Genomic DNA, 14611 nt, shown 5'->3' with positions numbered 1-14611 from the left:
GGCGCAATTTCCGGAGGTCAGCCCAGCAGGACGCGGGCCAGGGCGTAGCCGGCGGCGGCCGCGGCGAGCCCCACGGCGACGCTGCCCACGACGTTGGCCAGCGCGAGGAGCCGGTGACCGCCCTGCGCCAGCCGCAACGTCTCGTAGCTGAAGGTGGAGTAGGTGGTCAGCGCGCCGCAGAACCCGGTGCCGAGCAGCGCGGTGAGCGCCGGGCCGGCCGGCCACCCGACGAGCACGCCGAGCAGCAGTGAGCCGACCACGTTGACGGTGAACGTGCCCCAGGGGAACGCCGAGTCGTGCCGGGTCTGGACCGCCCGGTCGGTGAGGTAACGCAACGGCGCGCCAACGGCCGCGCCCAGGGCGATGAGCAGCACGGTCATCGGGCCGCCCGCCGCCTCAGCAGCGACGCCGTGACGGCGTCACCCAGCGCGACCGCGACGAGTGCCCCGAGCACCGTCGCCGCCAGGTACGCCAGCGCGGTGCCCGGCGCGCCCGCGGCCAGTGCCTGCTGGATGTCGACCGCATAGGCGGAGAACGTGGTGAACCCACCGAGCACCCCGACCCCGAGGAACGGGCGAGCCAGGGGGTGCCCGCCGCCGAGGTGCCCGAGCACCGCCATCAGCACGCCGATCAGCAGGCAGCCGGACGTGTTGATGGCGAACGTCGCCCAACCGAAGCCGGTCGGCGGGTGCGGGGCGGTGTGTTGCAGACCGGCCCGGGCCAGCGCACCGAGCACCCCGCCGGCCGCGATCGCGGCGAGGACCGTCGTGGGGCGCACGGTCAGCTCGCGGCGGTCGGCGGGGACACGCAGGTCGACGTCGGGGTCGCTACGCGGCTCGGATGGCTCTGGCACGGCTCTTCAGCGTAGTGCCGGCGACGACGGCGTCAGCGCACTGCCGCAACGACGGCGTCAGCGCCACCGCGCCACACCGTGCCGACCTCGCTGAAACCGGCGGCGGTGAGCGCGGCGAGGTGCCAGGAGACCGGCGGGTTCCACTCCGGGCTGTGCCCGGTCGGGTAGATGTCCTGCCGCTGGGTGACCAGAGGCGCCAGCACCGGGTCCGCCCCGGCCTGCTTCCACCAGTCCGACCAGGACAGCAACGAGCCGGCCGCGTACCGGGCGTTGCGCCGGTCCCTCGCCCGGTCCATCAGCCGCTTGGTCAGCTCCGGCAGGCTGTCGTCCGGCATGTGGTCGGCGTTGACGAAGACCCCGCCCGGTCGCAGCACGTCCCGCAGTTCGGCGTAGAGCTGCCCGAGCCGTTCGGCCGGCAGCCAGTGCAGGGCGGTGGCGGTGAGGACGGCGTCGTACTCGCGGTGGGGGAGCGCGTCGCGCCAGTCGGGGGTGCCGAGGTCGGCCGTGACGATGGTGGCCCGGTCGGCCAGCGACGAGCGGGCGATGGCGAGCAGCGCCGGGTCGAGATCCAGCAGGGTCGCCTCGGCGCCGGGGAAGCGGGCCAGCGTGCGCAGCGAGATGCTGCCGGTGCCGCCGGCCAGGTCGAGCACTCGTGGCGGCCGACCGTCGAGGACCGCGTCGACGGTGTCGAGCATGGCGGTGAACCGGTGTTCCCGGTCCGGTAGGTAGGCCTCCTGCTGACGGTCCCAGCTCTCCTGCCAGGCCCATGCATCCGTGATGTAAGGACTCATGATGGGAAGGCTAGTTACCGTTCGGGCGCACTGTCCAGGCCTTGTTGCACATAACTTGCAATTGCGAGAGGATGGCAGGGCGATGATCAGGGTGACGCCAGGTCGGGCATCCGCCCGGCCCGGCGTCCTCGTGTCAGCGGGTCAGGCCGCGGTCTCGACCAGGGCGGCGTCGGTCTTCGCCGGCTCCTGACGGCGGGCCAGCCGCAGCGCCGCCAACAGGACCCCCAGCCCGGCCAGGGTGAGCGCGGCGCCGGCCCAGATCGGCGAGGTGTAGCCGAACCCGGCGGCGATTGTCACCCCGCCGATCCAGGCGCCCAGCGCGTTACCGAGGTTGAACGCGGCGATGTTCGCCCCGGACGCCAGCGTCGGCGCCTGGTGGGCGTACTGCATGATCCGCATCTGCAACGGCGGCACGGTGGCGAACCCGAACCCGCCCATCAGCACCAGCGCGATGATGGTCAGCACCGGGCTTGTCGCCGTCAGCGCGAAACCGACGAGGACCACGGTGAGCACCGCCAGGACGGTGACGAGGGTGCGTGACAGCGACCGGTCCGCCGCCCGACCGCCGAGCAGGTTGCCAGCGAACAGCCCCACTCCGAAGAGGACGAGCAGCCACGGGACGGTGCTGCTGGCGAAGCCGCTGACCTCGGTGAGCGTGTAGGCGATGTAGGTGAACGCGCCGAACATCCCGCCGAAGCCCAGGACCGTGATGACCAGGGAGAGCCAGACCTGCGAGTGCGTGAAGGCACGCAACTCGCCGCGCAGGCCGGTGCTCGGGCGGTCGGCGGTGGCGGCGGCGCGGCCCGGGATGAGCAGGGCCAGGCCGATCAGCGCGACCACCCCGATGGCGGTGATCGCCCAGAACGTCGACCGCCAGCCGAAGTGCTGCCCGAGGAAGGTGCCGAAGGGGACGCCGAGCACGTTGGCGATGGTCAGGCCGGCGAACATCATGGCGATGGCGCCCGCCCGGCGGGCCGGTGCGACCAGGCCAGCTGCCACCACGGCGCCGATGCCGAAGAACGCGCCGTGGCAGAGCGCGGCGACGATCCGGCCGGCCATCATCACGGCGTAGTCGCCGGCGACGGCGGAGAGCAGGTTGCCGATGATGAACAGCACCATCAGGCCGAGCAGCACCGGCTTGCGCGGCAGTCGGGTGACCGCCGCGGTGAGGGCGACCCCGCCGACGGCCACGCTGAGCGCGTAGCCGGAGATCAGCCAGCCGGCCACCGGCTCGGTGACGGCGAAGTCGGCGGCCACCTCGGGCAGCAGCCCCATGATCACGAATTCGGTGAGCCCGATGCCGAAGGCGCCGATGGCCAGCGCGATCAGGCCGGGTGGCAGGGACTTTTGGCGTACGGACATGGTCTTCCCATCGGGGAGGGGACAGATGTGCGGCGCGTGCAACTACGCGCGTCAGCAACGAAATACTTGCACGCGCCTTATATCGGCGCAAGCGTGGTAGCCTGGGGCAGGTCAGATCACACCCGAGGAGGGCCGGCATGGGCATCGCCGACGACGCGGTCGAGATCCGCGCTCAGGGCTGGCGCACCCTCGCCGCCCTGCACGGGCTGATCGAGACGTCCCTGGAGCGGGCTCTGCAGGCCGGCCACGACCTGTCCGTCGTCGAATACACGGTGCTCGACGCGCTCTCCCGCCAGCACGGCTGGCACATGCGGATGAGTCAGCTCGCCCGCGCCGCCGCGCTCTCCGGCAGCGCCACCACCCGCCTGGTCACCCGACTGGAGCAGCGCGGTCTGCTCACCCGCATCCTCTGCGCCGACGACCGACGTGGCATCTACACCGAACTGACCCCGGCCGGGTCCGAGCTGCTCAGCCAGACCCGGCCCACCCACGACCGGGTGCTCAGCGAAGCGCTCGCCGAAGCCGAGGCGACCCCCGAGCTGGCCCCGCTGGTCGACGCCCTGCACCGGCTGCCGGCCGCCCGCTGACCGCCCCGCCAGACCGGGCGACGGCGGCGTACGGTACCCGCAGCCCCACCGGGACCCCCGCGCCAAGGAGGCACGCAATGCAGGACCGCACCCCTCGTGCGGAGGAGCTGGAGCCGATCGAGCGCGCCGGCATCGACGAGCTGCGTGGCCTGCAACGCGAACGTCTGCGCTGGTCGTTGCGGCACGCGTACGACAACGTGCCGCACTACCGCCGGGCGTTCGACGCGGCCGGGGTGCACCCCGACGACTGCCGGGACCTCGACGACCTGGCCCGCTTCCCGTTCACCAGCAAGGCGGAGCTGCGGGAGAACTACCCGTTCGGCATGTTCGCCGTCCCCCGGGAGCGGGTGTCCCGGTTGCACGCCTCCTCCGGCACCACCGGCCGACCGACGGTGGTCGGCTACACCCGCGAGGACCTGCGCACCTGGGCGCGACTGATGGCCCGGTCGATCCGCGCCTCCGGCGGCCGTCCCGGCGACCGGGTGCACGTCGCGTACGGCTACGGGCTCTTCACCGGGGGCCTGGGCGCGCACTACGGCGCCGAGGAACTGGGCTGCACCGTCATCCCGGTCTCCGGCGGCATGACCGAGCGTCAAGTCATGCTGATCCGCGACTTCGAACCTGAGGTCATCATGGTCACGCCCAGCTACATGCTCGCCATCGTGGACGAGATGCAGCACCAGGGCGTCGACCCGCGCGCCACCTCGCTGCGGGTGGGCATCTTCGGGGCGGAGCCGTGGACCGAGGACATGCGCCGGGAGATGGAACAGCGACTGGACATCCACGCGGTGGACATCTACGGGCTCTCCGAGGTGATGGGTCCCGGCGTGGCCACCGAGTGCGTCGAGACCAAGGACGGGCTGCACGTCTGGGAGGACCACTTCTACCCCGAGATCATCGACCCGGTCACCGGGGCCGTGCTGCCCGACGGTGAGCGGGGTGAGCTGGTGCTGACCTCGCTGACCAAGGAGGCGATGCCGGTCGTGCGCTACCGCACCCGCGACCTGACCCGGCTGCTGCCCGGCACCGCCCGCCCGATGCGCCGGATCGAGAAGATCACCGGTCGGACGGACGACATGATGATCGTGCGCGGGGTGAACATCTTCCCCACCCAGATCGAGGAGCTGATCCTGCGGACCCCGCCGTTGTCGCCGCACTTCCAGTGCGTACTCGATCGGCAGGGCCGGTTGGACACGCTGACCGTGCGGGTGGAACGACGGGCCGGGGTTGGTGTGGACGCCGCCGAACGGGCCGGTGCGACGCTGGTCCAGCTGGTGAAGAACACCATCGGTGTGAGCGTGGCGGTCGACGTGCTCGCCCCGGACGCCGTGGAGCGGTCGATGGGCAAGATGCGCCGCATCGTCGACCAGCGGGCGGCCGGCTGACCCACGGCCGACACCCGGTCCCGTCCTGGACCGGTCCGCAGGTCTGTCTCCTGTAGAGCTGCCCCGGTTGTGGGGCAACTGGTTGGTCGAGGGCGTCGAGAGTCCTGACTCCCGGTGCGTCGTCGACATAGGATCCTGCTCATGCGTGTGCTGGTGGTCTCCGCGCCCCTGGTCGGGCATGTCTTTCCGCTGGTGCCGCTCGCCGTCGCGTTGCGCGACGCCGGCCACGACGTGCTGCTGGCCACCGGGGGCGGTGGCCTGGCCGCCGCCGGCGCCGGTCTGCCCGTGCACGACATCGCACCCGGCTTCGACTTCGGCCGGATCGCGCTGCGGGTCTTCCCCCGCCATCCGCTGATCGCGCGCGCCGAGCTGGCCGGCACCGCCGACACCCGGGGCGCCGGCCTGCTGTTCGGTGCGCTCAACGACCGGCTCACCGACCCGGTGGTCGCGCTTGCCACCCGGTGGCGGCCGGATCTGGTGCTGCACGAACCGTTCGCGGTGGCCGGCGCGGTGGCCGCCGCGCGGCTCGACGTGCCTGCCGTACGCCAGGAGAACGCCCTGTTCGACGGACGGGACCTGGTCCGCGCCACAGTGGCCCGACTCGGCGGCGCGCTGCGCCGGCACGGCCTGAGTGAGCTGCCGCAACCCGTCGCCGCCCTCGCCGTGGCCCCGCCCAGCGTGGCCGTGCAGGGCGGTTGGCCGATGCGCTACACGTCCTACGTCGGCGGTGGCGAGCTGCCGGCCTGGCTGCGCGAGCCGGGGGACCGGCCCCGGATCCTGGTCACCCGCAGCACCCTGACCGGCCCCGGTGACCGGGGGCCGATGCCCGCCGTGGTGGCCGCCGCCGCCGACGTGGACGCCGAGATCGTGCTCGTCCGCCCGGACGAGCGGTCGGCGCGCTCGCTGCCCGCGAACGTGCGGGTGGTCGACTGGATTCCGCTCGACGAGGCGCTGCCGGCGAGCGCGGCGCTGGTCCACCACGGCGGGGCGGGCAGCGCCCTCGGAGCCCTCGCCGCCGGCCTGCCCCAACTGGCCACAGTGGGCCCGGGGGACCGGCGGCACAACGCCGAGCTGGTGGCCCGTCGGGGCGCCGGCCTGGCCCTGCGCCCCCGGCACATCACCGCGCACGCGCTGACCCGGCTGCTCACCGACGACGGCCTGCGGGCCGCCGCCGGGCAGGTCAGCCAGGAGATCACCGCGATGCCGCCGCCCACCGACCTCGTCACGCGCCTGGCGGCACTCGTCTGAGGCTCGCCCCGCGTGGCCGCGCCGGGCGCGCGGTCGGCTGCGGCAGGATGACGTGATGCGACACGTCGTGCTGTTCCATTCCGTGTACGGCCTGCGACCCGCCGTGCGCGCCGCCGCCGACCGGTTGGGCGCCGCCGGCCATCAGGTCACCACCCCCGACCTGTACGCCGTACCGGCCACCGACACCGTCGAGGAGGGCTTCGCGCTGCTCGACAAGATTGGCCAGGAGGTGGTGCTCGACCGGGCCCGGGCAGCGCTGCGCGACCTCCCACCGGAGACGGTGCTCGCCGGCTTCTCGATGGGCGCCGGTGTGGCCGGGGCGCTGCTGGCCGAGCGCCCCGACGCCGCGGGTCTGCTCCTGCTGCACGGCACCGGCGGCGCGCCCGACGCGGTCCGGGCCGGGTTGCCGGTGCAGCTGCACCTCGCCGACCCCGACCCGTACGACGCGCCGGACGAGGTCGACGAGTGGCAGCAGGCGCTCACCGACGCCGGTGCCGACCTGACGGTCTTCCGCTACCCCGGGGTGGGGCACCTGTTCACCGACCCGGGCCTGGCCGAGCACTCCCCGGACGCCACCGCGGCGACCTGGCCGCGGGTGCTGGCCTTCCTGGCCGCCTGCTGAGCGTCAGGTCCAGCCACGGTCAGTGGTTGTGCCGCCACCGTAGCGTGAGGACAGACGGACTCTCGCAATCGAAGGGCTGCCGGCGTGAACGAAACGGTCCTGAGCGTCATTGGTCTGGTGCTGGTCGCGGTCTCGCTGTGTTTCTCCGCGCTACAGACACGGGAGGTGGCCAGGCAGAGCCGCATCAACAACGGCATCGGTTCGGCTACCGCGCTTGTCGAGGTCAACAACCTCATTCGCTCCTGGCACGAACGTCTGCTCCAGGACCCGTCGGCGCGGCCGTACTTCTTCGACGGGAAGCCCTGCACGCCAGACGACGTGGAGCGGCCGAAGCTGTTGACCTTCGCGGAACTGCTCGGCGACGTGCTTGAGTGCAATCTTCAGATGGCCTCGCTGCTGCCCGCCTTCAACTTCGCCCACTCGTGGCATCACTGGCCGGCCGAGATGCTGCGACACAGCCCGATCCTCGACGAGGTGGTGGAGAGCCACCCCGAGTGGTGGCCGACGCTGCACCTGCTTCAGCAGCAGATCCGCGCCGGCGCACCGCAGGCCCATCCCCTCGTCACGGGGCACAAAGTCCGGTGGCGGCCGCCTCGCGCCAGCGTCGGGGGAGGGGTTCGCCCCAAGCCCGACGCCGACGCCGAGACGACGATCTCGGCGGGCGACAGGGCCGCCATTCCTCCGCAGCGATGAGGCCCTGAGCCGTTCCCTGAGGGTTGTGCGAGCGCGCCGCCCCGGACGCACCCTGTTCGATATCGTGGCGCCACATCAAGATCCTTGAGCGGGGTGTGGCGATGACGACGACGGCGTTCGGCGATCATGAGCGGTCGCGCTGGGCGGGGCGCGCGGCGGCGTACGACCGCAGCCTCGCCGCGCTCTGTGCCCATCCCGCCCCGTCGCTGTTGGACGCCGCGAACGTCGGCGCGGGCACCCGGGTGTTGGACGCCGGCACCGGCTCCGGGACGGTGGCCAGGTTGGCGAGCGCTCGCGGTGCCAGGGTCGTGGCCGTCGACGCCGAGCCCAGCATGGTGGAGTTGGCACGCAGCCGCGTCTCGTCCGCCGAGGAGGTCCGCCTCGCCGCGCTGCCCCGCCTGCCGTTCTCCTCCGGGTCCTTCGATGCGGCCGTGGCGAACTTCGTGATCAATCACGTGGGTGACCCGCTGGCCGCGATCGGTGAGCTCCGACGGGTCGTCCGGCCGGCCGGTCGGATCGCGGTGACGATCTGGCCCGCCCCGCCGCCCGAGGCGCAGAGCCTCTGGGGCGAGGTCTTCGACGCCGCCGGGGTCGACCGTCCGACGTCGGTGCCGAGGGTGGACGCCGAGAGGGACTTTCCCCGTACCCCCGAGGGGTTCGCCGGGTTGCTCGACGCCGCCGGCCTCGTCGACGTGCGCTGCGACACGATCACCTGGGCGCATCGCACCGACCCCGAGGCGTGGTGGAGCGGCCCCGCCAACGGCATAAGCAGGCCGGGCCTGCTGATGGAGACCCAACCGGCGGCCATGATCGTGCGGATCCGTGCCGCGTACGACGAGCTGACCGCCCCCTACCGCGACCCGGACGGCCTGCTCGCGCTCCCCACTGCGGCGCTGCTGGCCTCGGGGTCCGTGCCGTAGGACGACTCGCCTGCGCCCGGCCGGCAGTGGATCGGGCACGGCGTCGACAATGTGCGGCATGGAGTTCCTGTGCTATCACCGCGACCGGCCCGACTCGGCCGCGTTGCGCGACGAGTTGCTGGCCGAGCACTGGACCTACATGGACCGGTACGCGGCGGAGATGATCGCCCGCGGCCCGACACTGTCCGGTGACACGGCCACCGGCAGCGTGCACATCGTCGACGTGCCCGGTCCGGCCGCCGCACGGGCGTTCGCCTTCGACGAGCCGAACTACCAGGCCGGCGTGTACCGGGATGTGCTGCTGCGCCGGTGGCGCAACACGCTGGGCCGCACGATGTGGGACTTCCCCGGTGGTCGGACGGGCGGTGATCGGTACCTGGTGCTCGGCCTCGGCGCGGGGCCGGCCGTCGACCTGGCCGTGCCGCGCGACCCGGACGAGCTGATCGCGTACGGGCCGCTGCTGTCCGACGACGGCGACACCTGGCTCGGCACCGCCGCGCTGCTCCGCGCACCCACCCCGGACGCGGCGCGCGCCATCCTGACCGTGGACCGGTACGCCGACGTCGAGGTGCACCGCTGGCAGTTCGGCGGGCGTCCGTCCTGACTCGCTCCCGAGACCTGCTCGGGACGGTCGTGCCGATCAGTGGCAGCTCAGCAGACGGGTGCTCGGCGTGTCGAGTTGCTCAGCTGCCAACGTCAACGACGCCGGTCCCTCAGGCGGAGGCGGCCAGGCCGGTCGGCCAGCGGATCAACGGCGGGCGCGGTCCGGTGCGCACCACGTCCGGCGGAGCCCCGACAGCGGCAGCCGCTGTGCGTCCGGCCGGCCCCGGCACGGCAGGCACCGCGCGGATCGTTGCCGGGGACCGGTCGGGGGCCGCAGGCCAGTGACCGCCCGCGTTGTTCGGTGTCGCGGACACTCGGGTCGGAGGCACGTCGCCAGCCGAGGCAACGGCCCGGAGCCGGCGGAAGCCCGACGATCGGTTGGCTCCGCCGGTCGGCGCGGTCGGTGAGGTGGCCATTGTCGAGCTGGGGAGGCCTCGGCGCAGCGGGTCGGTGGGGCCGGAGGGCGGCACCGCGAGGACGACGTCGAGGCGGCCGTCCCGGGCCCGAACGACGTCGAGGGGCACGACCTCGGCGCGCCGCACGCCCGAGCCGCTGACGGCAGCCCGATCGGACCCAGCGCGGTCGGACCCAGCCCGCTCGGCCGCAGCACGGCCGGACCCAGCACGGTCGGCCGCGGCGTGGTCACGGGGAAGGGCGGCGTCTGGGCGGACGGTGTCTAGGGGCCGCGCTTCGGCGGCCCGGCGGCCGAAGACGGCCCGCAACGCGCGGGGCAAGCGTTCGGCGGCGACCTGGCGCAGCGCGGGCGCGACGAACGCGTACCCGTCGGCACGCCGGGGGAGCAGCAGCCCGGCCGCGACCAACCCTCGTAGGGCCGGCGCGGACCGGCCGGGTGCCCAACTGAGGGCCCGGTCGACGGCACCGCCGGAGATCACACCGCCGATGGTGGCAGCGGCCATCAGCACCGCCCGCCGTTCACCGTCGAGGTGGTCCAGCTCCGCGCAGACGGCCCGGCGGACCGCCTCGGGCAGCGGGAGCGTCATCCGGTCGGCACCGTCCATGATCGACCGCACGTACGCGGCCGCGTGCCCGGGTCGGCCCCCCACCAGGTGCAGCAGCCGGTCGGCGAGGGTCACCGGTTGCCCGGCGCGGGTGAGCAGGTGGCGCAGCAGCCGCCCGGACTGCACCGTGGCCAGCGGCCCGATCGTCACCCGTCGGGCCGGGCTGGGCCGGGTGTCGGCCCACTGCGGCTGGTGCAGGGTGATCAGGGCCAGTGGCAATCCGCGCGCCGTCGCCGTGCTGAACAGCGCGTGCAGGAAACGGCTCATTGCCGGCGCCGCCCGGTCCACGTCGTCCACGGCGACGATCAGCGGCTGGTGCGCGGCCAGACGCAGCAGGACGTCCCGGCAGATCGCCGCCCCCGCCAGCGCCGCCGAGGAGCCGTCCGGGGTGGTCAGGAACCGCTGCAGGGCCGGGATCGCCGCCGCGACGCGCTCCGGCGGAAACAGCGACGCCAGGGCGGCCACCAACCGGTCGTGGACCACCGCCGGGCCGTCGCCGTGCCGCACCCCGGCGAGGCCGCGGAGCAGCTCGGCGGCCGGCGCCATGACCTGATCGGGGTACGGCTGGCAGGTCGCCACACACCAGCGCACCGGCATCCCGTCCACCGTGGTCAGCCCACGGGTCAACTCGTGCAGCAGCCGGCTTCGCCCACTGCCGGTGGGGCCGACCAGGGAGATCCAGCGCGGGTCCTGCTCGCGGATGGCCCGGCTCAACTGGTCGCGGATCGTGGCCAGCTCGCGGCGGCGACCGATCAGTGGGCCGTCGTGCCGGTCGGTGCCCGGACGGACCGGACCGACGGCGTGCCAGACCGGCATCGGCGGCACCCGGCCGGCGACCGACACCGGCGTCAGCTGACGCTGGGTGATCAGGCCGGCGGTGGCCCGGGCGGTGGCCGCGCAGAGCGCGACGGCGCCGGGTGGCGCGTACTCCTGCAGGCGGGCTGCGGTGGTGATCACCGCGCCGCTGGCCACGCCGTGCCCACCACTGACGGCACTGCCCAGGTCGACCACGACCTCGCCGGTGGCGACACCGACGCGGACCCGCAGTCTGCTGTCGCCGACCATCGGGCGGCGGTCCAGCGCGGCCTGGATCTCAAGCCCGGCGCGCACCGCCCGGTACGCGTCGAAGCCGTCCGAGTGCCGGGCGCCGAAGAGCGCCATCACCGCGTCGCCGACGTACTTCTCCACCACCCCCTGCCAGCGGTGCAGCACACCGGCCACGGTGTCGAAGTAGGCCCGTTGCAGCGCGCGGACGTCCTCCGGGTCGAGTCGGTCCACCAACGCCGTGGAGCCGACGATGTCGGCGAAGAGCACAGTGACTGTGCGTCTCTCCTGGGGCACCGGCCAGTGCGGGGTCGAGGTCCGCTGCGCGTCGACGATGATGGTGGTCATGGGTATCGCACCGGCCCTTCTCCCCGCTCATGCCTGATGACCTCCGGAGATTGGCACTCCTGGGCTCACGGGGGATCTGCCGAACGACGTATGTCGGCCACCCGCAACCTTTAGTCGCAAAGTCGACGCGAGGAGTACCACAAGCGACGTGTGGCCGTAGAACGGTGAGGGGCCCTGTGATTAGGCTGCGTGCCATGGCCAGCGATGTGGACACCGCACCGCTCGTGGGTCGGGCCGAGCTGGTGCAGACGGTTCGGTCCGCGTTGCTCGGTGACGGTGCGCTCGGGCAGACCGCCGCCGTCTTCCTGACCGGCGAGAGCGGCGTGGGCAAGACCCGGCTGCTGGGCGAGATCGGCGACCGGCTGCGTGAGCAGGGCGCCGTGGTGCTCACCGGCAGTTGTCTGGACATCGGCGACGCGTCGCCTCTGCACCCGCTGTTGCAGGCGCTGAGGCGCTTCGACGCCGACCTGTCCACGCGTGCCCGCACCTCCTCGGCGGTGCGAGGGCTGTTGCAGATGTTCGCCGACGAGACCGCCGGCCCGGACGGCGCGGGAGCGCTGCTGGAGCGGGTCTCACGCGGGCTGCACCTGATCGCCGAGGGCCGACCGCTGGTGCTGATCCTCGACGACCTGCAGTGGGTCGACCGCAGCACCCGGCAGCTGCTGCTCTATCTGTTGGCCGGGCTCGGTGACCTCCAGCTCTCGGTGCTGGCGGCGGTGCGCGCCGAGTCGTTGCAGGGCGCGCACCCGCTGCGCCGGGTGCTGACCGAGCTGCGCCGGCTGCGCACGGTGCGGGTGCTCGACCTGGCGCCGCTGGGCCGGGCCGACACCGAGGAGCTCGCCGCCGCCGTGGTCGGCCGGACGCTGTCCGCCGAGGCGGCCGAGCAGGTGTGGCAGCGCAGCGGCGGCAACCCGTTCGTCATCGAGGAGCTGGCCCGCGACCTGCGCGACGGCCGCGACGGTCTGTCCGAGACGCTGCGGGAGATCTTCCTCGACCGGGTCGACGCGCTGCCCCAGCACGCGCACGCGGTGGTGCACGCGGTGTCCGCCGGTGTCGAGCCGGTGCAGCACTGGCTGCTGGCCCAGGTGCTGCGCCTGCCGGAGGACGAGCTGATCGACGCGGCCCGCGCCGCTGTGGCACACCGGCTGCTGGTCGGCGCCGACGACGGCTACCGCCTGCGGCACCGCCTCGTCGCCGAGGTGCTGGCGCACGAGTTGCTGCCGGCCGAGCGTTCCGGGCTGCACCGCCGCTACGCCGAGGCGCTGACCGCCGCGCCGGGTGAGCTGCACCAGGCGCGACTGGCACACCACTGGCGGCTGGCCGGTGAACCGGCGCGCGCGTTGCCGGCGGCGGTGGCCGCCGCGCAGGAGGCCGAGCGGCTGCACGGTTACGCCGAGGCGCACCGGCACTGGTCGGCGGCGCTGCAACTGGCCGCCGACCCGGGCCCGCTGACGGTGGACCGCGTCGAGCTGCTGGAGAACGCCGCCGAGGCTGCCCACCACTGCGGGGAGCACGCCCGCGCGTTGGCCCTGCTGGAGGAATTGGCCGCGCTGCGGGGCGGCGAGCCGAGCTGCGCGCTGCACATCCGTCGGGCCCGTTACCTGGCCGCCGCCGGCCGCTCGGCGCTGGCCGAGGAGGAATACCAGCGGGCGCTGAAGGCGGCGGACTGTTCCCCGCGCGACCGCGCCGCCGCGGCCGCGCGCCTGGCCGAGCTGCTGCTGCACCTGGGCCGCTACGCCGACGCCGGCGAGCGGGCACGCGAGGCGCTGGCGCTGGCCGAGAACGTGGAGGGCTCCGCCACCGAGGTCGTGCTGGCCAGCTCGGCGCTGGGCTTCAGCGACGCCTGTCTCGAAGACCCGGACGCAGGCCTGGCGGTCATGCGCGACGCCCTCGACACCGCCGAGCGCGCCGGCCAACCCGAGGACGTGGCCTGCGCCTACCTGCACCTGGCGGAGCTGCTGACCGGCCCGCTGAACATCCTCGAAGAGGGCGTGGTGGTGGCGCGGCGCGGCGCCGAGCGGGTGGCCGAGCTGGGGCTGGGCCGCACCTGGGGCACCCGGCTGCTGGCCATCGCCATCAACGGGCTGTTCCGGGTGGGGCAGTGGGCCGAGGCGGAGAAGGTGGTCGCTGCGGCCCTGCGGCACCGACCCTCCGGCGCGGACGCCGTCGAGTTGCTGCTCGCCCGGTGCCGGCTCTCGGTGGGCTACGGGGACATCGAGGCCGCCGGTCGGGACCTCGACGCGGTGGCGACCCTGCTCGCCGGCGGTGGGGCGCGCCACGTCATCCCGCTGCTCACCCTGCGGTCCGGGCTGGCCATGTGGGAGGGCCGGCACGACGTGGCGCGGCTGGCGGTCCAGCGCGGCCTCACCGAGAGTCGCTCCGACGACGTGATGATCCTGTCCGCCCTGGTCTGGCACGGGCTGCGCGCCGAGGCGGAGGCGCACGCCAGCCGCACCGTGGACGTGGACCCGACCGCCGTACGCCGGTTGCGGGACGTCGCCGACCGGGTGGCCCGCAAGAGCGCCGGCGCGGCCCGACCGGTGCGCTCGGTGGTGGAGGGCTTCCTGGCGCTCTGCGCCGCCGAGGTGAGCCGCCTCGACGGCAGCGACCCGGAGCTGTGGGCCGTGTCGGCCGCCGAGTGGGACCGACGCAATCACCCCTACCCGGCGGCGTACTCCCGGCTGCGGCAGGCCGAGGCGCTGCTGGCTCGTCGCAGCCGGGTGGCCACCGCCGGCAAGCTGTTGCGGGAGGCGTACCACGTGGCGCAGGGGCTGGGCGCGGTGCCGTTGACCTCGGAGATCCGCGAGCTGGCCGGGCGGGCCCGGGTGCCGCTGGAGCAGCGGGAGCCCAACGGCGCCACCCGCGGGGTGCCCACCGAGGAGTCCGACGACGAGTTGGCCGCGCTCACCGCACGGGAGCGGGAAGTGCTCGCGCTGGTCGCCGAGGGGCTGACCAACAAAGAGATCGGTCAGCGTCTGTTCATCAGCGAGCGGACCATCGGGGTGCACGTGTCGCACATCTTCGACAAGCTCCAGGTCCGCACCCGCGTCCAGGCCAGCGCGATCCAGCTGCGCAACCACCGGGGCTGATCGCCCCCGCCGTACGTAGGCCCGTGCGCGCGCCGGGATACGTCGTT

At 73.7% G+C, this 14611-nt stretch carries 13 protein-coding genes; 8 read left to right on the top strand and 5 right to left on the bottom strand.

The window, feature by feature from the left end; genetic code table 11:
• Window positions 1-17: 17 nt before the first annotated feature.
• From crcB to KBX34_RS08865, 4 genes are all read right to left on the bottom strand, one after another.
• Window positions 18-380, bottom strand: coding sequence for a fluoride efflux transporter CrcB (crcB, locus tag KBX34_RS08880; RefSeq protein ID WP_141909578.1), 363 nt, complete (start codon window positions 378-380; stop codon window positions 18-20).
• Complete coding sequence (locus KBX34_RS08875; RefSeq protein ID WP_210924344.1) at window positions 377-853, bottom strand: CrcB family protein; 477 nt, start codon at window positions 851-853, stop codon at window positions 377-379. The genes crcB and KBX34_RS08875 overlap by 4 nt, the downstream gene beginning before the upstream one ends.
• Window positions 854-885: 32 nt before the next feature.
• Entirely contained in the window at window positions 886-1644 is a 759-nt protein-coding gene (locus KBX34_RS08870; RefSeq protein ID WP_210924341.1) for a trans-aconitate 2-methyltransferase, read from the bottom strand.
• A gap of 141 nt (window positions 1645-1785) precedes the next feature.
• Complete coding sequence (locus KBX34_RS08865; protein WP_247671605.1) at window positions 1786-3006, bottom strand: MFS transporter; 1221 nt, start codon at window positions 3004-3006, stop codon at window positions 1786-1788.
• A gap of 137 nt (window positions 3007-3143) precedes the next feature.
• Here KBX34_RS08865 and KBX34_RS08860 point away from each other — a divergent pair, with 137 nt between their 5' ends.
• From KBX34_RS08860 to KBX34_RS08830, 7 genes are all read left to right on the top strand, one after another.
• Window positions 3144-3593, top strand: a complete 450-nt coding sequence (locus KBX34_RS08860) for a MarR family winged helix-turn-helix transcriptional regulator (RefSeq protein WP_088948378.1) — start codon at window positions 3144-3146, stop codon at window positions 3591-3593.
• Between the two features lie 77 nt (window positions 3594-3670).
• Window positions 3671-4978, top strand: a complete 1308-nt coding sequence (paaK, locus tag KBX34_RS08855) for a phenylacetate--CoA ligase PaaK (protein WP_210924339.1) — start codon at window positions 3671-3673, stop codon at window positions 4976-4978.
• A gap of 141 nt (window positions 4979-5119) precedes the next feature.
• Window positions 5120-6226 carry a nucleotide disphospho-sugar-binding domain-containing protein gene (locus KBX34_RS08850; RefSeq protein ID WP_210924337.1) on the top strand — a complete coding sequence of 369 codons (1107 nt, stop codon included), beginning with the start codon at window positions 5120-5122 and terminating at the stop codon, window positions 6224-6226.
• 55 nt (window positions 6227-6281) lie between these two features.
• The gene (locus KBX34_RS08845; protein WP_210924336.1) at window positions 6282-6848 is read left to right on the top strand and encodes a dienelactone hydrolase family protein; all 567 of its coding nucleotides are present in this window, start codon (window positions 6282-6284) and stop codon (window positions 6846-6848) included.
• 84 nt (window positions 6849-6932) lie between these two features.
• On the top strand, window positions 6933-7541 hold the full coding sequence (locus tag KBX34_RS08840) for a hypothetical protein (protein WP_210924335.1): 609 nt from the start codon (window positions 6933-6935) through the stop codon (window positions 7539-7541).
• 101 nt (window positions 7542-7642) lie between these two features.
• Complete coding sequence (locus KBX34_RS08835; protein WP_210924334.1) at window positions 7643-8461, top strand: class I SAM-dependent methyltransferase; 819 nt, start codon at window positions 7643-7645, stop codon at window positions 8459-8461.
• Between the two features lie 58 nt (window positions 8462-8519).
• Entirely contained in the window at window positions 8520-9065 is a 546-nt protein-coding gene (locus tag KBX34_RS08830; RefSeq protein WP_210789547.1) for a YciI family protein, read from the top strand.
• Between the two features lie 109 nt (window positions 9066-9174).
• On the opposite strand, the gene KBX34_RS08825 is transcribed toward KBX34_RS08830, so the two are convergent.
• A complete protein-coding gene (locus tag KBX34_RS08825; protein ID WP_210924333.1) occupies window positions 9175-11475 on the bottom strand; it encodes an adenylate/guanylate cyclase domain-containing protein in 2301 nt (766 codons plus the stop codon).
• Window positions 11476-11669: 194 nt separating this feature from the next.
• Between KBX34_RS08825 and KBX34_RS08820 the strand changes: the two genes are divergently transcribed.
• Window positions 11670-14564, top strand: a complete 2895-nt coding sequence (locus tag KBX34_RS08820) for a LuxR family transcriptional regulator (RefSeq protein ID WP_210924332.1) — start codon at window positions 11670-11672, stop codon at window positions 14562-14564.
• Window positions 14565-14611: the final 47 nt, after the last annotated feature.

The organism is Micromonospora sp. M61 (assembly GCF_018070245.1).
In the GTDB taxonomy this organism is placed as follows: domain Bacteria; phylum Actinomycetota; class Actinomycetes; order Mycobacteriales; family Micromonosporaceae; genus Micromonospora; species Micromonospora zamorensis.
Note: the sequence above shows the minus strand (reverse complement) of the source record. Positions and strands in the feature narration are given on the sequence as shown.

Bases quoted from the DNA above. Each gene is read 5' to 3' on its own strand.
- crcB (WP_141909578.1), bottom strand. From the start codon at position 380: ATGACCGTGCTGCTCATCGCCCTGGGCGCGGCCGTTGGCGCGCCGTTG.
- KBX34_RS08870 (WP_210924341.1), bottom strand. From the start codon at position 1,644: ATGAGTCCTTACATCACGGATGCATGGGCCTGGCAGGAGAGCTGGGAC.
- KBX34_RS08865 (WP_247671605.1), bottom strand. From the start codon at position 3,006: ATGTCCGTACGCCAAAAGTCCCTGCCACCCGGCCTGATCGCGCTGGCC.
- KBX34_RS08860 (WP_088948378.1), top strand. From the start codon at position 3,144: ATGGGCATCGCCGACGACGCGGTCGAGATCCGCGCTCAGGGCTGGCGC.
- paaK (WP_210924339.1), top strand. From the start codon at position 3,671: ATGCAGGACCGCACCCCTCGTGCGGAGGAGCTGGAGCCGATCGAGCGC.
- KBX34_RS08850 (WP_210924337.1), top strand. From the start codon at position 5,120: ATGCGTGTGCTGGTGGTCTCCGCGCCCCTGGTCGGGCATGTCTTTCCG.
- KBX34_RS08845 (WP_210924336.1), top strand. From the start codon at position 6,282: ATGCGACACGTCGTGCTGTTCCATTCCGTGTACGGCCTGCGACCCGCC.
- KBX34_RS08835 (WP_210924334.1), top strand. From the start codon at position 7,643: ATGACGACGACGGCGTTCGGCGATCATGAGCGGTCGCGCTGGGCGGGG.
- KBX34_RS08830 (WP_210789547.1), top strand. From the start codon at position 8,520: ATGGAGTTCCTGTGCTATCACCGCGACCGGCCCGACTCGGCCGCGTTG.
- KBX34_RS08825 (WP_210924333.1), bottom strand. From the start codon at position 11,475: ATGACCACCATCATCGTCGACGCGCAGCGGACCTCGACCCCGCACTGG.
- KBX34_RS08820 (WP_210924332.1), top strand. From the start codon at position 11,670: ATGGCCAGCGATGTGGACACCGCACCGCTCGTGGGTCGGGCCGAGCTG.